Source organism: Stenotrophomonas maltophilia group sp. P373 (assembly GCF_053295075.1).
Map to the genome: position 1 here is coordinate 3,158,202 of NZ_CM129994.1, position 21,136 is coordinate 3,179,337.

Sequence of the window (21,136 nt, forward strand, 5' to 3'; positions counted from 1 at the left end):
ATTTAACGACGATTTCGCAAAAATGAATGCGGGATCGCTTGACACCCAATCTTGGCTTGTCATCATGTTGTCGGCGCGCAGCATGCGCGTTGCCTAATTCTAACGACGAGGATTTACACAATGAGCATCAACAAGCTGCTGGTCGCGATGTCCCTGGCTCTGGCCCTGGCCGCCTGCTCGAAGCAGGAAGCTGCCCAGGACGCCGCTGCTTCGGCCAACGAAGCCGCCACCGAAGCCCAGGCTGCTGCCGACCAGGCCGCCGCTGCCGGCGCCCAGACCGCCGACGCTGCCCAGCAGGCTGCCAACACCGCCGCCACCGCTGCTGACGCTGCGACCGACGCTGCTGCCAACACCGCTGCTGCCGCGACCGACGCTGCTGCTGGCGAAGCCAAGGACGCTGCCAAGGCTGCCGAAGCTACCGCTGAGCAGGCCAAGGACGCTGCTGAAGAAGCCAAGAAGTAATAACTTCTTTCTTCAGGCTGTTCTGGAAAAGCCGCTGGTTCGCCAGCGGCTTTTTCTTTGGCCTGCTGCCTGCGCGCGCCTCGGATCGCGACCCCGTCTTCACAACGGCATGAATAGGCTGGCGTCCCCATCCATTGCAGTACCGGAGACCGCCATGAAGATTCGCCCGATCACCACCACGCTGCTGGCCGCCTCCCTGCTGCTGGCCCTGGCCGCCTGCAAGGGTCCGGAAGCCGAACAGGCCAAGCAGGACGCGCAGCAGGCCGCCGACAGCGCCGGCGCTGCCGCCCGTGACGCCGTAGACAGGGCCGCCGAAGCCACCCGCAACGCTGCCGACAAGACCGCTGCCGCTTCCGAGCAGGCCGCCGCCGATACCCAGCAGGCACTGGACAAGGCCGCAGACGCCACCGCAAACGCTGCAGACAAGGCCAAGGTTGCGGCCACCGACGCCGCTGCACATGCCAGCGACGCCACTGCGGACGCCGCACAGAAGGTTGCTGACAAGGCCCGTGATGTCGCCAATGACGCCAAGGCCAACGCCGCCAAGGAAGAAGCCAAGCACTAAGGCCTACCGGCAGCCGGGCATCGTCTCGGCGCTACAGGAAAAGCCGCGGCACTGCCGCGGCTTTTCTGCTTTTCGCTCTCTGCTCTTTCTGTTGATTCCGTGCTGGACGCGTACGGAAAGTGTCCAAGGACGCGCGGGTAGGTTGCGCAGGGGCGTAGGCGCCATCGCCGTTGGCCGCCCCTAAGGCAGCGCGCGCGCCAGCATTGCCGACAGATCCACACCCGCCGGCAGCGTCCCGAACACCAGCCCATGCTCCCCTTCCAGCCGGCTGCGCACGAACGCTTCAGCCATTGGACTGCCCGCCCGCAACATCAACGCTGCCTGCAACAGCAGCGCAGTGCGCTCGCAGAAAAGCCTCGCCTGCGACTCATCCGGTGCCGGTGCCGCTGCCCAACGCTGCAATGCCGCTGCGTAGCGCGCATCATGATCGGCCACCGCTGCCAGCTCGGCGCGCAGCGCCGCCAGTGCCTCCGGTTCACGTGCCAGCGCGCGCAGCACGTCCAGGCACTGGATGTTGCCACTGCCTTCCCAGATCGAATTCAACGGCGCCTGCCGGTACAGCCGCGGCAGCATCGATTCCTCCACATAGCCTGCGCCGCCGAGGCATTCCTGCGCTTCGTTGACGAAGGCCGGCGCGCGCTTGCACAGCCAGTACTTGCCCAGCGCCGTTCCCACCCGTGCCAGCGCAGCTTCGTTGGCATCCACGGCGGCGCGATCCACCGCGCGTGCGATGCGCATCGAAAGTACCGTGGCCGCTTCCGATTCCAGTGCCAGGTCGGCCAGCACATTGGTCATCAACGGGTGCTCGACCAGCAGCTTGCCGAAGGTGCGGCGATGGCGTGCGTGGTGCAACGCCTGCGCCAACGCCATGCGCATTTCCGCCGCTGCGCCCAGCATGCAATCCAGGCGGGTCATCATCACCATGCCGATGATGGTGGCCACGCCACGCCCCTCCTCGCCCACCCGCCATGCCTGCGCGCCACAGAACTCGACTTCGCTGGAGGCATTGGCCCAGTCGCCAAGCTTGTCCTTCAACCGCATCAACCGGAATGCGTTGCGGTCACCGTCGGCCAGCCGGCGCGGCATCAGCAGGCAGGTCAGTCCTCCCGGCGCCTGCGCCAGCACCAGGAAGCCATCGCACATCGGTGCGGAAAAGAACCACTTGTGGCCGACAAGGCGATAGCGCTCACCATCGATCGGTTCGGCGCGCGTACTGTTGGAGCGCACATCCGAGCCGCCCTGCTTCTCGGTCATGCCCATGCCCAGGGTGATGCCGGCCTTGTCAGCCACCGGCACGTCGCGCGCGTCATAGACCGGCGCTGCGGCCTTGCGTGCCCACTCGGCCAGATGCGGCTGCGTGTGCAGCACCGCTACTGCTGCATGGGTCATCGTCAACGGGCAACTGGTGCCGGCCTCGGCCTGGTGGTGCAGGTAGCTCAACACCGCACGCGCGACATGCGCGCCGGATTGCGGTTCATGCCAGGACAAGCCGGCGACACCGTGCGATTTCGCCGTCTCCATCAACTGGTGATAGGCCGGGTGGAACTCCACCGTATCGATGCGATGACCCTGCGCATCATGCGTGCGCAGGCGTGGGCGATCGCGGTTGGCATCGAAGCCGAGCCGGTACAGCTCGTCGCCGGCCAGCGCGCCATAGACCGCCAGGCGTGGCGCGAAGCTGCCAGCGCCTTCGCGTTGCACGGCTTCCATCAGCGCCACGTCGTCAGTCCACAACTGGCGCCCCGCGAACGGTGGCGGCTGGTTCAACACCACATGGGTTTCGTAGGGCGCGTCGCTGCTGAAGCTTGGTCCACTCATCCGGTCCATCCTGGCGGCAAGAGGTATGCGGTCCGATTGTGCCGCATGACTTGCCAAGCCCGTGTTCAGGCCGGTTCTCACCGTCTGCACGAGCAGCAGGCCACAGTGATCGCATGGCAGCCAACGACGATCTGGTGGTGCTGCGCCCGGAAGGGCTGTACTGCGCCGCCGGCGATTTCCACATTGATCCCTGGCGACCGGTAGCGCGCGCGGTCATCACGCATGGCCACGGGGATCACGCCCGCCCGGGCATGGGCGAGTACCACTGCAGCGAAGGCAGCCTGCCGATCCTGCGCTGGCGCCTGGGCGATGTTCCGGTGCAGGCGCACGTCGAGGGCGTGCCGTTCCGCCTGGGCCGGGTACAGGTATCGCTGCATCCAGCCGGTCACGTCCTGGGATCTTCGCAGGTGCGCATCGACGACGGGCGGCAGGTCTGGGTCGCCTCCGGCGACTACAAGCGGCAGCCTGACCCAACCTGTGCGCCGTTCGAAGTGGTGCCCTGCGATACCTTCATCACCGAAGCCACCTTCGCCCTGCCGATCTACCGCTGGCCGGACACTTCGGCCGTTGCTGCCGAAATCGTGGCGTGGCGCCGCGAATGCGAACAACGCGGCGAGGCTGCGATCCTGCTGTGCTATGCGCTGGGCAAGGCACAGCGGGTGCTGGCAGAGCTGCGGCCACTGGACGATCGGCCGGCCTGGCTGCATGGCGCCATCGCCAATGGCGTGGCGGTGTACCGGCAGGCCGGCGTACCGATGCTGGAGACGCTCACCGTGGCCGAACAGGGCCGCCAGCCCGATGCCGCCGGCCAGTTGATCCTGGCCCCGCCCTCGGCTGCGGGCACGCCCTGGATGCGCCGCTTCGGCCGTCACCAGCTGGGCTTCGCCTCGGGCTGGATGCAACTGCGCGGCAACCGTCGCCGCCGCAACGTCGATCGAGGCTTCGTCATTTCCGACCACGCCGATTGGCCAGCACTGCTGCAGACGATCCAACAGACCGGCGCGCAGCGGGTGATCGCCACCCATGGCAATACCGATGCGTTGATTCCGTTCCTGCGCGAGCGCGGCGTGGCTGCCGAAGCCTTCCGTACCGATTTCGGGAGCGAGGAATGAAGTCCTTTGCAGCGCTCTACCAACGCCTGGACCGCAGCACTGCCACGCTGGACAAGCGCGCAGCGCTGGTCGACTACTTCCGCCAGGCAGGCGCACACGATGCGGCGTGGGCGCTGTACCTGCTCAGTGGTGGCAAGGTGGGCGGCGCGCGCAGGAAGATCGCCGCCAGTGGCGAACTGCGCGCGTGGATCGCCGAGCAATCAGGGTTGCCACCGTGGCTGGTGGAAGACAGCTATGCGCAGGTGGGTGACCTGGCCGAAACGCTGACCCTGCTGTTGGACGACCCACCACACCCTTCCCCTGACCGGCCCCTGGCCGAATGGATCGAACAGCACCTGCTGGCGGTCGCCAACCAACCCGAGGCGGTGCGTCGCGCGGCGATCGTCGCCGGCTGGCAGCAACTGTGCAGCGGCGAACGCCTGGTATTCAACAAGCTGCTGACCGGCGCCCTGCGCGTTGGCGTGTCGCAGCGACTGGTGCAGCAGGCGCTGGCCGAGTGGTCCGGCCTGGACATCGCACGCATCGCCCAGCGCATGCTGGGCGAGTGGGTGCCCTCGCCCGGGCTGCTGACCCAGCTGCTGTCGCCGGATGAGCTGCCGCTGGACCGGCAGCAGCCCTATCCGTTCTTCCTGGCCTCGCCACTGGAGGGATCCCCTGCCGAACGACTCGGCCCGATCGATGACTGGCTGCTGGAATGGAAGTGGGATGGCATCCGCCTGCAGCTGCTGCGCCGGCGCGGCGAGGTCGCCTTGTGGTCACGCGGCGAAGAGCGGCTGGATGGCCGCTTCCCCGAGATCGAACAGGCAGCGATGGCGCTTCCCGATGGCTGCGTGCTGGACGGCGAGCTGCTGGCCTGGGACGAAGCCGCGGACCTGCCGCGTGCCTTCACTGCGCTGCAGACGCGCATCCAGCGCCGAAAACCCGGTGCGGCCACCCTGCGCAACACGCCGGTGCGGGTGCTCGCCTATGACCTGCTTGAACTCGATGGCGTAGACCTGCGCGAACGTCCGCTGCAGCAGCGGCGCGCGCGTCTCGCCGAGGTCGTCGGTGCACTGAACGATGCACGGATCCAGCTCTCACCGGGCGTTGACGCCGACGACTGGCTCCAGGCGGCGGCAATGCGCGACGTGGCACGCGAACGCGGCGTGGAAGGACTGATGCTGAAACGGCATGCCTCGCCCTACCAGGCCGGACGCCGCCGCGGTGACTGGTGGAAATGGAAGGTCGATCCGCTCACCATCGATGCGGTGCTCCTGTACGCGCAGGCCGGCCATGGGCGGCGCAGCACGCTGTACACCGACTACACCTTCGGCGTCTGGGACGGCGACACGCTGGTGCCGGTGGCCAAGGCCTATTCGGGCCTGGATGACAAGGAAATCCTCGCGCTTGATCGCTGGATCCGCGCCAACACCCGCGAGCGCTTCGGCCCGGTGCGCAGCGTTCGCGCCGAACACGTCTTCGAGCTGGGCTTCGAGGCGGTCAACCGCAGCAGCCGGCACAAGTCGGGCATCGCTGTGCGCTTTCCGCGCATCCTGCGCTGGCGCCACGACAAGCCCGCCAGCGAAGCCGATCAGCTGGCCACGCTGCAGGCATTGGCACGATGAACCGCAGCCAGGCACTGCGCCGGCTGGAAGACTGGTTCGCGTCCAGAGGCTGGCGCTCACTGCCGTTCCAGCGCGCGATGTGGCGTCACTATCTCGCCGGCGAATCCGGGCTGCTGCATACACCCACAGGCAGCGGCAAGACACTGGCGATGTTCGGCGGGCCGCTGCTGCAGGCCATGATCGACCCGCCACCCTCCCCCCGCCGCGCCAGCGCGGTCCGCCCGCTGCAGGTGCTGTGGGTGACCCCCTTGCGCGCGTTGGCCAGCGACACCGCGCGCGCGCTGCAGACCGTGGTCGATGGGCTGGGGCTGGGTTGGCGTGTCGGCCTGCGCAGTGGTGACGCCAGCAACCGCGAGCGGCGCCAGGCGCGCGAGGGCCGCATCGACGTACTGGTGACCACGCCGGAATCACTGGCGCTGCTGCTGAGCTATCCGGATACGCTGCCGCGCATGCAGCGGCTGCGCTGCATGGTGGTGGACGAATGGCACGAACTGCTGGGCAACAAGCGCGGTGTGCTGCTGCAGTTGAACCTGGCAGTGTTGCGCCAGGCCGCGCCTGCATCGCAGCTGTGGGGACTGTCAGCCACCCTGGGCAATCTGCACGAGGCGCGCGACGTGCTGCTGCCCGGGCGACCGGAAGCACCGATCGTGCAGGGCATACGGCCGCGCCCACTGAGCGTGCGCAGCCTGCTGCCAGACCCCGGCGAGCGCTTCCCATGGGTGGGGCATCTGGGCCTGGCACAGCTGCCACGCGTGCTGGAGGCGCTGATGCAGGCACGCAGCAGCCTGCTGTTCACCAATACGCGCGCGCAAGCTGAATTGTGGCATCAGGCGCTGGCCGCAGTCTGGCCGGAAGAACCGGACACGCTTGCGCTGCACCACGGCTCGCTGGACCCGGTGCTGCGCCAGCAGGTGGAGGATGGCCTGCGCGCGGGCGCGCTGCGCTGCGTGGTTGCCACCTCCAGCCTCGACCTCGGCGTCGACTTCCCCGAGGTTGAGCAGGTACTGCAGCTGGGCAGCCCGAAGGGCGTGGCGCGCCTGCGCCAGCGCGCCGGACGCGCACGGCACCGCCCGGGTGCCAGCGGTTCCATCCTGTGCGTGCCCAGCCATGCGCTGGAACTGGCCGAGTACGCCGCCGTGCGCCGTGCGTTGGCCGGGAACGTGGTCGAAGCGCGCAGGCCGCCGACGCTGCCGCTGGATGTGCTGGCCCAGCATGCGGTCAGCCGCGCCCTGGCGGGCGGCTTCGACAGCGCCGACCTGCTGGCGCAGGTGCGGCGTACCCATGCCTTCGCGTCGCTCGGCGACGACCAGTGGCAGGCCGTGCTCACATTCGTCGTGCAGGGTGGCCAAGCGCTGGCCCAGTACCCCGATTTCCACAAGGTCGTGCGTGATGCCGATGGGTGGTACCGCATGCACGACCGTCGCCAGGCGCTGCGTCATCGGCTGTCGATCGGCACCATCAGCAGCGATGGCAGCGTGCGCGTGCAGTTCCTGCGCGGCGGCAGCCTGGGCGCCGTGGAGGAACAGTTCGCCAGCCGCCTGCGCCGTGGCGACCGCTTCCAGTTCGCCGGGCGCCTGCTGGAGCTGGTGCAGCTGCGCGACATGACTGCCTTCGTCCGGTTGGCACGAGGACGCGGTGAGGGGATCGTGCCGCGCTGGCAGGGCGGCCAGTTGCCGCTGTCGATGCCGCTGGGCCGCGAGCTGGAGTGGGTACTGTCCGGTGCTGACGACAGCGCCGAGTCACGCTGGCTGTCACCCCTGCTGGCACTGCAGCAGCGGTTGTCGGCGCTTCCCGGCCCAGCCCATCTGCTGGTGGAGGATGTGCGTCGTCGCGAAGGCCAGTTCCTGTTCGTCTATCCCTTTGCCGGCCGCCACGTGCATGAGGCGCTGGCCGCCCTGCTGGCGCTGCGCTGTACCCGCCGGCAGCGCAACAGCATCGGCTATGCGGTGAACGATCACGGCCTGGTGCTGGCACCGGCACAGGCCATCGATCTGGATGCGGCGCAATGGCGGGCGCTGTTCTCCACCGATCAGCTGCTGGATGATCTGCGTGCTGCAGTGAACCTGGGCGAGCTGGCGCGTCGCCAGTTCCGCGGCATCGCACGCGTCGCCGGCCTGCTGGTCCCCAGCCTGCCCGGTGGCATGCCACGGGCACTGCGCCAGCTGCAGGCATCCGCGGGACTGCTCTACGACGTACTGCGCGAGCACGACCCGGATCACCTGCTGCTGGCGCTGGCGGAACAGGAAGTGCTGAATGACAGCCTCGACATGCCGGGGCTGCAACAGGTACTGGCCAGGATTCGGATGCAGACCCTCTCGGTGCAGCGCCCGGCGTCACTCACGCCGTTGGGTTTCCCGCTGTGGGCCGAACGCCTGCGCGGGCAGTTCAGCAACGAAGACTGGCGTACCCGGGTGCAACGCGCGGCCCAGCAGCTGGAGCGTCGGCATGGCCGATGAACTGCCACTGCCGCGCGCAGGCGAGTCGCTGGTTCTGCTTGGCGCGCGTGCACTGTACTGGCCCGCGCGGCAGGCACTGCTGCTCGCCGACCTGCACCTGGGCAAGGCCGATGTATTCCGCCGCGCAGGCATCGCGCTGCCCAGCGGCGGTACCGGCAAGGACCTGCAACGCCTGCAGGGGCTGCTGGACAGGCATGCCTGCCGCGAGCTGTGGATCCTGGGCGACATCCTGCATGGCCCGGCGCATCGCGCTGCGTGGTACCAGCAATGGTTGGCATGGCGCGAACGCAATGCCGCACTGGACGTGCATGTCCTGCGCGGAAATCATGACCGGCAGCTGCCGCATGCCGAGCTGCAGGTGCAGATACACGACGAGGTACGGTTGCCACCGTTCCTGCTTCGGCATGAGCCGGTGCCCGATGCGGAGCTGCATGTGATCGCCGGGCATCTGCATCCACAGATCGCTTTGCCTGCGTTGCGGCGGCGCTTCCCCGCATTCTGGCTGCGTGACAGGATGACGCTCCTGCCGGCCTTCTCCGCGTTCACCGCCGGAATCGTTCCTGTTCCCGCTGCCGGCGAGCAGATGGTCGCCTGCGTGGACAACGGCCTGGTGGTGCTGCCCCTGGCTTGAATCAGGCCGGACGGATATCCAGCTGCGGCATCAGCTGGAACTCAGGCGTGTCCTCTTCCCGTCGCCGCGGCAGGGCCTGGATCGCCGCCAGCATCTCCTGCGCGCAGGTGCGGATGCGCGTGTGGTGCTCCGGCGACGCATGACTGATCAGGCTGCCGACATGGAACTCGAACACGTCCTCCAGTACGTCGGGCTGGTCCTCGTGCAGCATCTGCAACAGACCGCGCAGCTTGCAGATTTCCGATTCCAGCTCCTCGACCGCGAACAACATGGCATCCTCCTCTTCGACAACAGGCGGCACATCCGGGCCGCAACAGGCGGCGACGGCAGCGCCTCCCGGGCCACGCGCGATGTTGATCACGGAAAGGGAAACGGGCGACGCGCAATCGCGTGCAACCTACTTCTCGCATATGCGCAGTGAGGCAACCGTTAATTCACGTGACGACGCATTTCACGCAGTGGCCGTGATCGCGTTGATGCGAGGCACCTGCGCCGCAGTGGCCAGCGCGTCGACGAAAGCCGGATCCAGCGCGAGCGAACCGAACCAGCCATGCTGGGTACCGCTGAGCACACGCAGCATGTGACCACGCCCACCCGGCAGGCGCCCCATCGGGCCGAGCAGCACGTCGCGCGCTTTGGCCCAGGCATCGCGATCAGACTGGAACAGCGGCGTCAGCCAACGGCTCCAGCGCTGGTAGACCGCAACGTGCGCCCTGCGCTGCGCCTGGTAGGCCTGCAATGCCGCGGCACCGCCACCATGCGCGCGCAAGGCATCGCGCAGCGCCAGCGCATCGAGCAGCGCCATGTTCACGCCCTGGCCCAGCTGTGGGCTCATCGCATGCGCGGCATCGCCGGCCAGCACCATGCGGCCGTGATACCAGCGCGTCATCACCGCGTCGCGGTAGACGGCCCGTGCCAGCTGGCCGGCGTCACGCAGATGCGCGAAGCGTGCACTGGCCTGCGGCCACAGCGCATGCAGTTCGTCCAGCCAGGGCGTCATGCCGTCGGCCTGCCAACGTTCGAAATCGTCGCGTGGCAGGCTCCAGAAAAAGCTCAGGCGCGGCGTGTCATCACCGGGCCGCGTACCGACCGGCAACAGCCCGATCATCTTGCGTGCGGCCACGTAGCGCTGCCGCAGCTCCTGCAGGTGTGGCCAGTCTTCGGCTGGCAACAGGCACCACAGCGCACCCCACGGATACACGCGATCCAGTCCGTTACCGTCTTTGATCGTGCCGCGCAGCGTCGAGGCCGCACCATCGGCGGCCACCACGAGGTCGAACGCACCGTGCAGGCGCCCTTCGCTGTCACGCAGGCGGCCCTGCTCGGCATCCACTGCAGCGATGCTGACGCCGGCATGCAGCTGGCCCGCACCAGCACGCGCATCATCCAGCAACGAGAACAGGGTGCCGCGCTGCATGCCAAGGCCGTGCAGGCGCGCGTCCAGGCCGGCGTAGCGCATGTCCATCACTGCGCGTTCGCACGGCGTATCGCCATACAGGCGATGCACCGGCGCGGCATGCGCGCGCACGGCGTCAAGCAGGCCCATCTGCCACAGCACCTGCAGGCCGCTGGGCTGCAGCAGGAAACCGGCGCCAACCGGTCCCGGCGTGGGCACACGTTCGAAGATCTCCACCTCGTGGCCATCACGGGAGAGCAGGATGGACAATGCCTGTCCAGCGGTGCCGTAGCCGATCACGGCGATGCGCAGTCGTTCCTTCATGGAGGCATTGTGCCCGAGCGCAAATCCGGATGCCCAGCGGGGCCTCCGCCCACGGCAGCGCAATTCTTGTCGCAGCGCAAAAAAAACCCCGCCGGAGCGGGGTTTTCAACGCACTGTCGAGTGGATCACTCGGCCGGCGTGATGTTCGAAGCCTGGGCGCCCTTCGGGCCCTGGGTCACGTCATAGGTGACACGCTGGCCTTCCTGCAGGCTGCGGAAGCCCTTGGAGTTGATGGCGGAGAAGTGCGCGAACACGTCGGCGCTGCCATCCTCCGGCGAGATGAAGCCAAATCCCTTGGCGTCGTTGAACCACTTGACGGTACCGTTCGGCATGGTGATGCGAGACCTTATGCAATGAATGGGTGGTGTACGCTGAACCCGCGCACAAGCTGAGTATGCAAAGCTTGCTCAGGGAAGACAATCACCCCCGCGCCAATTCGCCCACCAGTTCCGGAAGTCCGTTGCTGGCCGCCTGCACATTGGCCAGCACTTCGGCCATCGTAATCTCCTCGCCATCACCGCAGCCGGCGGCCCAGTTGGCGATGATCGCCAGGCAGGCATAATCCAGCCCCAGCTCCCGCGCCAGTGCGGCTTCCGGCATGCCGGTCATGCCCACCAGATCGCAACCGTCGCGGCGCATGCGGGCGATTTCGGCGATGGTTTCCAGGCGCGGGCCCTGCGTTGCGCCATAGCAGCCACCGTCATGGACCGTGACACCGGTCACTTTGGCTGCCGCCAGGATCTTGCTGCGCAGCATCGGCGTGTACGGATGGCCGAAATCGACGTGGACCACGTCGGAGCCTTCTTCTTCACAGATCGTGCTGATGCGGCCCCAGGTGTAGTCGATGATCTGGTCCGGGCAGGCGAGCACGCGCGGACCGAAGTTCTCGGTGATGCCCCCCACCGTGTTCAATGCCAGCACCCGCTGCGCGCCCAGCTGCTGCAGCGCAGCCAGGTTGGCGCGGTAGTTGATCTTGTGCGGCGGCAGCGAATGCCCCTCGCCATGCCGCGCCAGGAACGCCACGCGATGGCCGAGCAGCGTGCCCACGCGCACCGGGCCCGATGGGCGGCCGAAGCGGGTGTCGACCTCGTGGGTCTGCACGTCGTCAAGCTTGGCCAGGTTGTAGACACCGGTACCGCCGATCACGGCCAGGGCGATCTGTTGCATTAGAAGCACTCCATGAAAAGACGAACGCCGGCACCCGAGGATGCCGGCGATGGAAAAGACGCGCCGCGGGCGGCCGCGCCGTTATTCCTTCATTGCGTAGATGGCCGGCACGCAGCGCAGGGTCTCGTTGACGTCCATGCCGAAGCCGAACACGTAGCGGTCCGGCAGCTCGATGCCCGCGTAATCGGCGGTCACATCGGGCAGCGCACGGTCGTGCTTCTTCACGGTCATCGCAGCGATGCGCACATCGGTCGCGCCCTGTTCCAGGCACCAGGTGCGAACGCCCTGCAGGGTGTAGCCCTCGTCGAGGATATCGTCGACCAGCAGCACGCGGCGGCCGAACAGCGAGGTGGCCGGCTTGTGCTTCCAGACCAGGTCACCGCCGGTGGTTTCGCCGCGGTAGCGGGTGGCGTGCAGGTAATCGAACTGCACGTCCTGGCCGCGCGCGCCCAGTTCCAGCGCCAGCTGGCCGGCGAACGGCAGCGCACCATGCATGATCGACAGGAACAACGGCACCTCGCCCTTGTAATCGCGCGCGATGGCGTCGGCGATTGCAGCGATGGCCTTGTCGATGGTGGGGCGGTCGACCAGCAGGTCAGCCTGGGCCAGGGCCTGGGAAATGGTGAGGTTGGGCATCAGACGGTTCTTCCAAGGGTTTCAAGCAGACGGGATTGGGTGTCGCCATGGCGGGCATCGGCCAGCAGGCCGTCCCAGCCGAGCGCGCCGCGGCCAAGCAGGCCCAGCAGCGCAGCAGTATTGAGGGAACGTCCCTGCACCGCATGCAGGGCTTCATCGACCAGTTCCGGATGGCAGACCAGCACCACGTCGCAACCGGCGTCCAGGTGCGCGTGCACGCGTGCCGGCACGCCGCCGGCGCTGTGCGAGGCGGCCATGCCGATGTCATCGGAGAACACCACGCCGCGGAAGCCGAGTTCGCCGCGCAGGACGTCCTGGATCCAGCGTGGGGAATAGCCGGCGGGCTCCGCTGCCACCTGCGGATAGATCACGTGCGCCATCATCACCGCATCGGCACCGGCGGCGATGCCGGCCTGGAACGGCACCAGGTCCTGCGCGCGCAGTTCGTCCAGCGCGCGTGGATCGATCGCGGTATCGACGTGGGTGTCTTCCAGCACGGTGCCGTGACCAGGAAAATGCTTGAGCGTGGCGGCCATGCCGACCGCGTGCATGCCGCGCACATAGGCTGCAGTGAACGCGGCCACGACCTGCGGGTCTTCACTGAAGGCGCGGTTGCCGATGGCGCGGTTGCCGCGGCCAAGGTCGACCACCGGGGCGAAGCTGAGATCCAGGCCGCTGGCGCGGACTTCACTGGCCATCAGCCAGGCGTGCTGCTCGGCCAGCGCCAGGGCCCGCTGCGGGTCGGTGGCGTACAGGGCACCAATGTCCTGCAGCGGCGGAAGATCGCTGTAACCCTCGCGGAAGCGCTGCACACGGCCGCCTTCCTGGTCCACGCAGATCAGCTGCGGGCGCGGGGCAGCGGCACGGATGGCCGCGCTCAGATCGGTCACCTGCTGGCGCGAGGCGAAGTTGCGCTTGAACAGCACTACTCCGGCCACGGCGTCGTGCTGCAGCCAGTCACGTTCCTGGGCGGTCAGTTCGGTGCCGGCAACGCCGATCAGCAGCATGGTCGATCTCCACAACGCGCGCCCGCATGGCGCAGTGCCGCATTGTCGCAGAACCGGCCGACAGGCGCAGTGGTCAGAAAAAGGGGACGGAGGGGATTAAGGCGCAATCGGCCCCAAGGGGCTGGATACGTCTTAATCCCCTCCGTCCCCTTTTGAGGAGCCGGTCAGACCTTGCAGCTGTCCGGGCCGCAGGCCTCGTCGCCGTCAGTCGGGGTAGCCGGGGCGCCCTGTTCTGCCGCGATCTGCCGCAGGGCCTGGGCGAACGCCTCGGGTGGCTGCGCCCCGGAAATCGCCCACTTCCCATCGATCACGAAGGTCGGCACCGACGAAATGCCCAGTGCATGGGCCTGCGCCAGCTTGGCTTCGACCTCGGCCAGGCCGCGGTCGGAGGCCAGCATCTGCGCGATTTCACCACCGTCCAGGCCGCCCGCCACGCCGGCCTTCACCAGTACAGCGTTGTCGGCCAGGTTCTGGCCATGTTCGAAGTGGGCGCGGAACAGCGCTTCACCCACCGCATCCTGCACGCCATGCTGGCCGGCCAGCCACAACACCCGATGCGCCGGCAGTGTGGTCACCCGCACCTGGCCCTGGTTGAAATCCATCGGCAGCCCCTCCGCGCGCGCGGTGGTCTGGGTCTGGCCGAGGATCTGCTCGGTGCGCTCGACGCCCCCGAACTTGCGCGCATAGGCCTCGCGCAGCGACACCGGGGTGTCGTCCGCATCCGGGTCCAGCTGGAACGGCTGCCAGTGGATATCGAGTTCAGGCGCATTGGCGCCCAGCAACTGCACGCCCTGCTGGAAACGATGCTTGCCGATCCAGCACCAGGGGCAGACCACGTCGGAGTAGATGTCGATTCTCATGTCCACGACATGGGGACCGCCTTCCTCGATAAAAGGGGACGGAGGGGATTAAGTCGCTTTCCGCACAGGCGGGGTAAAGACGACTTAATCCCCTCCGTCCCCTTTTTGGGGGTTCACCACTGTGAATACGGGCGGCTGGCCAGGGCAACGTTGTAGTAGCGGGCGTCATCGGTCACTTCGGCGCCGACCCAGTCCGGCAGGTCGATGGCCTGATCGGCGCTTTCCAGTTCGACTTCGGCCACCACCAGACCGGCGTTGTCACCGAGGAATTCGTCCACTTCCCAGGTCAGGCCGGTGTGTTCGACCAGATGGCGGCGCTTGTCGATCAGGCCGCCGACACACAGCGCCAGCAGTGCGCGCGCGTCCTCCACCGGGATCGGGTAGTCGAACTCCTGCCGGGTATGGCCGAGGGTGCGCGACTTCAGGTTCAGCGCGGCGTGGTCGCCTTCGATGCGTACGCGCACCGAGGCGTTCTGGGTGCCGCGGTCGAGCGCGCCCATGTCGTTGATGTAGCCCTGCGCCATCGGGATCACCCGATGCGCGGCGGTGCGCCAGCCATCGCTGCTGACCAGGAATTTGCGTTCGATTTCGATGCCCATGGCGCAATTATGCGCCACGGGTGATGACAGCTGCTCAGCGCTTTTCGAATACCGCGATGCTTTCCACGTGCGCGGTGTGCGGGAACATGTCCATGGCACCGGCGCTGACCAGGGTGAAGCCCTGTTCGTTGACCAGATAGCCGGCATCGCGCGCCAGCGAGCCCGGGTGGCAGCTGACGTAGACGATGCGCTTGAACTGCTTCAGCGGCAGCTGCTGCAGCACTTCGATCGCGCCCGAGCGCGGCGGATCCAGCAGCAGCTTGTCGAAGCCCTGGCGCATCCACGTCGTGCTGCGCTGGTCCTGGGTCAGGTCGGCGCTGAAGAACTGCGCGTTCGCCAGGCCGTTGCGCTCCGCGTTCTCACGCGCACGCGCGACGAGGCCGGCATCGCCTTCCACACCCACCACTTCACGCACACGGCGGGCCAACGGCAGGGTGAAGTTGCCCAGGCCGCAGAACAGGTCCAGCACGCGCTCGTCCTCACCCGGCTGCAGCAGGTCCAGGGCGTGGGCGATCATCTTCTCGTTGAGCTTGGCATTGACCTGGATGAAATCCAGCGGGCGGAACGCCAGCTCGACATCCCACGGCGCCAGCCGGAACGACAGCGCCACGCCCTGCCCGTCCAGCGGCTGCACGGTGTCCACGCCACCGGACTGCAGGTAGATCACGAAGCCATGCTGCTGGCCGAAGGCGGCCCAGGCCGCGCGGTCGGCATCGCTGAGTGGCTGCAGGTGGCGCACGGTCAGGACCACGGCCTGGTCACCGGCGATGAATTCGATCTGAGGGATGTCACGCTTGCCATCGAGCGTTTCGATGAAGGTGGACAACGCCTCGACCTTGGTGCCGATCTCCGGAATCACGGTCAGGCACTGGCTGAGGTCGGCGACGAAACGCGGATCCTGTTCACGGAAGCCAACCAGGGTCTTGTCCTTCTTCTCGACCCGGCGCACCGAGAAGCGGCCCTTGCGGCGGTAGCCCCAGCTCTCGCCGACCAGCGGCGCAAGCACGGTGCCCGGCTTCACATGGCCAATCCGCTCCAGGTTATCCATCAGCACGCGCTGCTTGGCGACGATCTGCTGGTCTTCGTCCAGGTGCTGCAGCACGCAGCCGGCGCAGGTACCGAAATGGGGGCACTTGGGGATCACCCGCTGCGGCGAGGCCTGCAGCACCTCCAGCGTGCGCGCCTCGTCGAAATGGCGGCTGCGGGCAGTCTGTTCAGCCATCACCACCTCACCGGGCAGGGCGCCGCTGACGAAGGTGACCTTGCCGCCCTCGCCTTCACGGCGGGCGACACCGCGACCATCATGGCTGAGGTCGAGGATCTCGGTCTGGAACGGGGTACGGTCGGTGCGGGAGCGGGATCGGGCCACGTGGCAACAGGCTGCGGGCAAAAATGGGGGCGTATTGTCGCAGATCCTGACCGATGGGGCCCGGACCCGCTTGCGCCCGTGGCCGCCGTGCTTGATGATTGGGACAGCTGACATGGAGGCAGCCCTGATGCAGATGACCCCGCGGGCCGCACGGCCCCGCTTCCTGCTTGTCGAGGACGACATCATCAGCCGCGGTTTTTTCAAGGCGGCGTTGGAAACGTTACCGGCGGACGTGGACACCGCAGATTCACTGGCCAGTGCCCTGGCCAGTGCCGAGCCCGGCTCGCATGACCTGTGGCTGATCGACGTCAACCTGCCGGACGGCAATGGCGCGCAGCTGTTGCGTGAGTTGCGCCGTTCACATCCCGACACGCCGGCGCTGGCACATACCGCCGACGGCGATGCCTCCATTCACGCCCGCCTGCGCGAAGCTGGTTTCAGCGACACCCTGGTCAAGCCACTGGGCCGCGACCAGCTGCTGAAGGCCGTGCGCCGAGCGCTGGTCAACAGCCCGGCGGGGATCTTCGTGGCACAGGCCCCGGCCGCGGTCGAACTGGCCGTACAGGACTGGGACGAGACCGCAGCCCTGGCAGCGCTCAATGGCCAGCGCAACCACCTGATCGCACTGCGCGAACTGTTCCTGGCCGAGTTGCCGGGCGTGCGCGACGCGGTCGAGCAGGCGGTCGACCAGCACGACGAGCGCCAGTTGCGCAGCCAGTTGCACCGATTGCAGGCCAGCTGTGGCTTCGTGGGGGCGGCACGGTTGGGACGGGCGGTGCGCCAGCTGCATCATGCGCCCGAGTCCGGGCAGGCCCAGGCGGGGTTCCGCGACGCGGTGGCTGCCCTGCTGCACTGAGGGTTGCTCGGCAGGGCTGCGCCCTGCACCCGCAGATGCTTCAAGCCAGAGCAACACCAAAGGCCAGAGCCAGAGCGGCTCTGGCCTTCTGCTTGTTGGGCGGGCCGGTGTGGGTTGGCAGGACACGCCGTAAACCCGTCCATGGGGGCTCGATGGCGCCATCCATGGCGCCAACGGTCCTGCCAACCCACACCGCCCCACCCCCGACAGATTCCCGGTGACGGCTGGTAGATCCACGCCATGCGTGGATGAATTTCTGTCAGATGTCGAAATCAATCTGGGGTCAGATCCGTTTTCCGAAGGAAAACGGATCTGACCCCGTCGGCATGTCCGACAGCTCGCAAGAATCTGTCGAAGGCGGGATGGGTCCGGTTGAGGGGGCGTGAGCCGCATGGGCCCGAGGCATGCCTCGGGCGGGTTGGGCAGGACGCCCAACCCCGGTCTTGCCGTGTGCGCAGGACAGCGCACACGAGCAAGCGGCGACCGAGCTTACATGGGTGAGGGCGCTTTGTTTGCGAAGCACTGCTTCGCAAGCGCCCGAACGCACAGCCGCTGGCGGCTGGGCCGGGCCCCGGAGGGGTACTTGCAGCGCCCCCCCTCAACCGGACCCACCCCGCCATCCCACGGAATGCACGCTGTTGCTGTTGCTGTTGCTGTTGCTTTGGCCTCGGCAGGTGCAGGGCTGCAAGCCCTGCTCAACACCCCCTACCTGCGCGGCGCCAGCTGCTCGAGCATTTCCCAGGACTTCAGGCCGCGCGGCCCCAGGTGATGGGCCAGCACCCGCCGCATCGGCAGGCGCAGGCTGGCCAGATCGGCGGCATCCGGCTCTTCGTCAGCCGCCAGCGCCAACAGCGCCGACCCGGTGGCGGCTGCCCGGCGCTCCCCGCCGCGCTCGCTCAGCAGGCGCTGCGCACCCTCCTGCGGGTCCAGTTCGTAGCGCGCCGCCGGATCGATCGGCTGGCCATCGCTGGCGCTGTCCAGCTCGAAACCCAGGCCCAGCGCAGACAGCAGCTCGCGTTCGAAACGGCGCAGGGTCCAGGCCAGGCCAGCGCCCACCGCCAGCCGCGCACGCGCCTCGCCGTAGGCGAGGTACAGCTCCGGCAGCGGGTCCTGGCGCGGGGCCAGGCGCAGGGTCAGTTCGCTCAGGTAGAAACCGGCCAGCATGGCCTGCCCGACCAGGCGTGGCGCGGCATCCAGCGCCTCGGCGCTACGCAGCTGGGCCAGTTCCCCCCGCTGCTGGGCACTGAAGCGGATCCACTGCAACGGCTGCAGGGCGGCGCGCAGCACCTGGCCCTTGGCAGTGGACACGCCACGCGCAAGCAGCCCAATACGGCCATGCTGTGCGCTCAACACTTCGACCAGCAGGCTGGTCTCGCGGTAGGCCCGTGCGTGCAGCACGAAGCCGGTGTCGTCCTCGATCATCATCGAAGCGACTACAACGCCTTACTCGTAACCGAAGGCCTTCAGCGCGGCCTCGTCGTCGGACCAGCCTTCACGCACGCGCACCCAGGTTTCCAGGAACACCTTGGCCCCGAACAGACGCTCCATCTGCAGGCGCGACTTGGCGCCGATCTCCTTCAGGCGGGCGCCGCCCTTGCCGATCACGATGGCCTTCTGGCCTTCACGCTCGACCCAGATCACCGCACCGATGCGCAGCAGGTTGCCGTCCTCGGTGAAGCGCTCGATCTCGACAGTGGTGGCGTAGGGCAGTTCCTCGCCGAGCTGGCGCATCAGCTGCTCACGCACCAGTTCACCGGCCAGGAAACGCTGGCTGCGGTCGGTGATCTCATCCTCGCCGAACATCGGCGGGGCTTCCGGCAGCAGCTTCAGCACGTCGCGCACCAGCGCTTCCAGGCCATTGCGCTTCTGCGCGGAGATCGGATGCACGGCGGCGAAGTCGCGACCCTCTGTCACCTGCTGCAGGAACGGCAGCAACGCGCCCTTTTCCTTCAGGCGATCGATCTTGTTGACCACCAGCACCACCGGGATGCCGGCGTCGCGCAGCACGTTGAACGCCAGGCTGTCCTCTTCATCCCAGCGACCGGCTTCGATCACCAGCAGGCCGGCATCGACGCCTTCCAGCGAGCCACGCGCGGCGCGGTTCATCACCCGGTTCATCGCCCGCTTCTGCACCTTGTGCAGGCCGGGGGTGTCGACCAGCACCAGCTGGCCTTCCGGATAGGTAGCGATGCCCAGCAGGCGATGGCGCGTGGTCTGCGGACGGTTGGAGACGATGCTGACCTTGGCGCCGACCAGAGCATTGGTCAGGGTCGACTTGCCCACGTTCGGGCGGCCGATGACGGCCACGCTGCCGCAATGATGGGGAGTTTGTTCGCTCACTTGGAATCCAGTTGTTCTAGGACGGCCGCAGCCGCCTGTTGTTCGGCAAGCCGCCGCGAGGCGCCTTCGCCCTCGGTGCTGGCGGCCGGGTCGGCTACGTTGCAGCGTACCCGGAAGTGCTTGGCGTGGTCGTCACCGGATTCTGACACCAGTTCATACTGCGGCAACGCCTTCTGTCGGGCCTGCAGCCATTCCTGCAGGCGGGTCTTGGGGTCCTTCTCGGGCCGGCCGGAGGCCGGCAGTGCCTCGATCGAAGCGCTGAACCAGGGCAGTACCACCGCCCGGCAGGCCTCGAAACCGGCATCCAGGTAGATCGCAGCCACCACGGCTTCCACCGCGTCGGCCAGGATCGAATCACGACGGTGGCCACCGGACTTCATTTCGCCCGGGCCCAGGATCAGCCGCTCGCCCAGCTCCAGGCTGCGTCCAATCACCGCCAGCGCGCCCTCACGCACCAGTTCGGCGCGGGCACGGGTCATCGCGCCCTCGTCGGCCTTGGGCCAGCGTCGGTACAACGCCTCGGCCGCCATCATGTTGACGATGCTGTCGCCCAGGAACTCCAGGCGCTCGTTGTGTGGCGCACCGGCACTGCGATGCGTCAGCGCCTGCTTCAGCAGCGCCGGGTCGCGGAAGGGATGACCGATCAGGTCACCACGTTGGAAAGGTTTATTCGGCACCGCTTCGGGTCAGGTCCTGGGATGAATCGAATTTGCCAACCACGTCCAGGTTGCCGACCAGCGGACGGCGCACTTCGTAGTTGACCTTGAGGGTCCAGCCATTGTCGCGACGGTCGAACTTCACGTTGGCCGGCTTCACGTTTTCCGAGTAATTGATGTACAGGCGCTTGAAGAACAGATCCTGGATCCGGGCCGGCTCCATGCTGCCCACGCCCGGCTCCCTGGCCAGGCTCTTCATCGCCGAGCGCACCGCGTAATACTCCTGGTACATCGGGAACAGCTTCATGCCGATGTAAAGGAAGAAACCCACCACGATCAGGACCGCCAGGAACGAGGTCAGGGTCATGCCACGCTGCGTGTTCATCGTCTTCATTGCGTTCTCCCCAGATACGCGTTGGATGTGAAGGTACTCAGTTGATGCTCGAGCCGATCCGCGACGGCTCGAAGCCATCCTTGCAGAACCAGCCCTGGCAGTTCAGCCAGATCAGGAAGGCCTTGCCGCGCAGGTTTTCTTCCGGCAGCAGGCCCCAGAAGCGGCCATCGTCGCTATTGTCACGATTGTCGCCCATCACCAGGTACTTGCCGGCCGGTACGGTCCACTGGCCCTGGCCACGCGGATAGTCGGTCTCCAGCACGGTATGGGTACGGCCCGGCAGGTGCTCGACCAGCAGGTTGGCGCCCTCGCCCTGGCCCTTGTGCCCGGCATAGATGCCCTTGTTGTCGTACTTCAGCGGTTCGCCATTGAGGATCACGCCGTCGCCTTCGAAGACCACGGTGTCACCCGGCACGCCGATCACGCGCTTGATGAAGTTCTCGCCCTTGGCCGGATCGTTGTCGCTGTGGCCGGGGAAGTGGAACACCACCACGTCGCCGCGCGACGGCTCGCCGAAGGGGACGATCTTGGTGTTGCTGATCGGCAGGCGCAGGCCGTAGGAAAACTTGTTGACCAGGATGAAATCGCCGATCAGCAGGTTCGGCATCATCGAGCTGGACGGGATCTTGTACGGCTCGGCGATGAAACTGCGCACGATCAGCACGATCGCCAGCACCGGGAAGAATGCACGCGAGTAGTCCACCAGCACCGGCTCGGTGTCGAGCAGGCCCGCGCGCTGGGCGCGGCGCTTGGCGAGGTACAGCTTGTCGGCGAGCAGGATCAGGCCCGAGGCCAGGGTCAGCACGACCAGGAGGATCTCAAACAGTTTCATTCAGGGTCCTTTGCAACGTCACCAGACGACCGGCCCCGCGAGGCCGGTGCGG

22 protein-coding genes are annotated in these 21,136 nt (G+C 67.2%); 7 read left to right on the forward strand and 15 right to left on the reverse strand.

Annotated elements, in window-relative coordinates; translation table 11 throughout:
• The first annotated feature begins 120 nt into the window (after nt 1-120).
• Nucleotides 121-462: a hypothetical protein gene (locus ACSYHF_RS14755; protein ID WP_005418203.1), complete on the forward strand. Its 342-nt coding sequence runs from the start codon at nt 121-123 to the stop codon at nt 460-462.
• A gap of 154 nt (nt 463-616) precedes the next feature.
• Nucleotides 617-1,027 (forward strand): hypothetical protein, encoded by a 411-nt coding sequence (locus ACSYHF_RS14760; RefSeq protein WP_005418205.1) that lies wholly within the window; start codon nt 617-619, stop codon nt 1,025-1,027.
• Between the two features lie 180 nt (nt 1,028-1,207).
• On the opposite strand, the gene ACSYHF_RS14765 is transcribed toward ACSYHF_RS14760, so the two are convergent.
• Entirely contained in the window at nt 1,208-2,845 is a 1,638-nt protein-coding gene (locus ACSYHF_RS14765) for an acyl-CoA dehydrogenase family protein (RefSeq protein WP_095378375.1), read from the reverse strand.
• 113 nt (nt 2,846-2,958) lie between these two features.
• Between ACSYHF_RS14765 and ACSYHF_RS14770 the strand changes: the two genes are divergently transcribed.
• From ACSYHF_RS14770 to pdeM, 4 genes are read left to right on the forward strand one after another with little or no spacing between them, the layout of a single operon-like run.
• The gene (locus ACSYHF_RS14770) at nt 2,959-3,957 is read left to right on the forward strand and encodes a ligase-associated DNA damage response exonuclease (RefSeq protein WP_005418210.1); all 999 of its coding nucleotides are present in this window, start codon (nt 2,959-2,961) and stop codon (nt 3,955-3,957) included.
• Nucleotides 3,954-5,561 (forward strand): ATP-dependent DNA ligase, encoded by a 1,608-nt coding sequence (locus ACSYHF_RS14775; RefSeq protein WP_095378373.1) that lies wholly within the window; start codon nt 3,954-3,956, stop codon nt 5,559-5,561. The genes ACSYHF_RS14770 and ACSYHF_RS14775 overlap by 4 nt, the downstream gene beginning before the upstream one ends.
• Nucleotides 5,558-8,017, forward strand: coding sequence for a ligase-associated DNA damage response DEXH box helicase (locus ACSYHF_RS14780; RefSeq protein ID WP_447575763.1), 2,460 nt, complete (start codon nt 5,558-5,560; stop codon nt 8,015-8,017). Before ACSYHF_RS14775 ends, ACSYHF_RS14780 begins: the two co-directional genes overlap by 4 nt.
• Entirely contained in the window at nt 8,007-8,648 is a 642-nt protein-coding gene (gene pdeM, locus ACSYHF_RS14785) for a ligase-associated DNA damage response endonuclease PdeM (protein ID WP_111174612.1), read from the forward strand. The genes ACSYHF_RS14780 and pdeM overlap by 11 nt, the downstream gene beginning before the upstream one ends.
• A gap of 1 nt (nt 8,649) precedes the next feature.
• Here pdeM and ACSYHF_RS14790 read toward each other — a convergent pair whose 3' ends face one another.
• From ACSYHF_RS14790 to rlmD, 9 genes are all read right to left on the reverse strand, one after another.
• Complete coding sequence (locus ACSYHF_RS14790) at nt 8,650-8,919, reverse strand: hypothetical protein (protein ID WP_053500349.1); 270 nt, start codon at nt 8,917-8,919, stop codon at nt 8,650-8,652.
• Between the two features lie 180 nt (nt 8,920-9,099).
• On the reverse strand, nt 9,100-10,368 hold the full coding sequence (locus tag ACSYHF_RS14795; protein ID WP_447575764.1) for an FAD-dependent oxidoreductase: 1,269 nt from the start codon (nt 10,366-10,368) through the stop codon (nt 9,100-9,102).
• A 125-nt stretch (nt 10,369-10,493) separates the two neighbouring features.
• Nucleotides 10,494-10,700, reverse strand: coding sequence for a cold-shock protein (locus ACSYHF_RS14800; RefSeq protein ID WP_005410590.1), 207 nt, complete (start codon nt 10,698-10,700; stop codon nt 10,494-10,496).
• Between the two features lie 88 nt (nt 10,701-10,788).
• A complete protein-coding gene (locus ACSYHF_RS14805) occupies nt 10,789-11,535 on the reverse strand; it encodes an S-methyl-5'-thioinosine phosphorylase (RefSeq protein ID WP_005418222.1) in 747 nt (248 codons plus the stop codon).
• Nucleotides 11,536-11,616: 81 nt separating this feature from the next.
• Nucleotides 11,617-12,171 carry a hypoxanthine-guanine phosphoribosyltransferase gene (locus ACSYHF_RS14810; RefSeq protein ID WP_005418223.1) on the reverse strand — a complete coding sequence of 185 codons (555 nt, stop codon included), beginning with the start codon at nt 12,169-12,171 and terminating at the stop codon, nt 11,617-11,619.
• Nucleotides 12,171-13,178, reverse strand: coding sequence for a beta-N-acetylhexosaminidase (nagZ, locus tag ACSYHF_RS14815; protein ID WP_005418224.1), 1,008 nt, complete (start codon nt 13,176-13,178; stop codon nt 12,171-12,173). The genes ACSYHF_RS14810 and nagZ overlap by 1 nt, the downstream gene beginning before the upstream one ends.
• 164 nt (nt 13,179-13,342) lie before the next feature.
• On the reverse strand, nt 13,343-14,038 hold the full coding sequence (locus tag ACSYHF_RS14820) for a DsbA family oxidoreductase (protein WP_005418225.1): 696 nt from the start codon (nt 14,036-14,038) through the stop codon (nt 13,343-13,345).
• Between the two features lie 113 nt (nt 14,039-14,151).
• Entirely contained in the window at nt 14,152-14,637 is a 486-nt protein-coding gene (locus ACSYHF_RS14825; protein WP_375366070.1) for a CYTH domain-containing protein, read from the reverse strand.
• Nucleotides 14,638-14,671: 34 nt separating this feature from the next.
• Entirely contained in the window at nt 14,672-16,006 is a 1,335-nt protein-coding gene (gene rlmD, locus ACSYHF_RS14830) for a 23S rRNA (uracil(1939)-C(5))-methyltransferase RlmD (protein WP_005418227.1), read from the reverse strand.
• 127 nt (nt 16,007-16,133) lie between these two features.
• Between rlmD and ACSYHF_RS14835 the strand changes: the two genes are divergently transcribed.
• Entirely contained in the window at nt 16,134-16,862 is a 729-nt protein-coding gene (locus ACSYHF_RS14835) for a response regulator (RefSeq protein ID WP_005418228.1), read from the forward strand.
• A 705-nt stretch (nt 16,863-17,567) separates the two neighbouring features.
• Here ACSYHF_RS14835 and recO read toward each other — a convergent pair.
• From recO to lepB, 5 genes are read right to left on the reverse strand one after another with little or no spacing between them, the layout of a single operon-like run.
• On the reverse strand, nt 17,568-18,287 hold the full coding sequence (recO, locus tag ACSYHF_RS14840) for a DNA repair protein RecO (RefSeq protein WP_053499700.1): 720 nt from the start codon (nt 18,285-18,287) through the stop codon (nt 17,568-17,570).
• A gap of 18 nt (nt 18,288-18,305) precedes the next feature.
• On the reverse strand, nt 18,306-19,202 hold the full coding sequence (gene era, locus ACSYHF_RS14845; RefSeq protein WP_005410599.1) for a GTPase Era: 897 nt from the start codon (nt 19,200-19,202) through the stop codon (nt 18,306-18,308).
• Nucleotides 19,199-19,879, reverse strand: coding sequence for a ribonuclease III (rnc, locus tag ACSYHF_RS14850; RefSeq protein WP_005418230.1), 681 nt, complete (start codon nt 19,877-19,879; stop codon nt 19,199-19,201). Before rnc ends, era begins: the two co-directional genes overlap by 4 nt.
• The gene (locus ACSYHF_RS14855; RefSeq protein ID WP_032954392.1) at nt 19,869-20,252 is read right to left on the reverse strand and encodes a DUF4845 domain-containing protein; all 384 of its coding nucleotides are present in this window, start codon (nt 20,250-20,252) and stop codon (nt 19,869-19,871) included. Before ACSYHF_RS14855 ends, rnc begins: the two co-directional genes overlap by 11 nt.
• A gap of 37 nt (nt 20,253-20,289) precedes the next feature.
• A complete protein-coding gene (gene lepB / locus ACSYHF_RS14860; RefSeq protein ID WP_005418234.1) occupies nt 20,290-21,084 on the reverse strand; it encodes a signal peptidase I in 795 nt (264 codons plus the stop codon).
• Nucleotides 21,085-21,136: the final 52 nt, after the last annotated feature.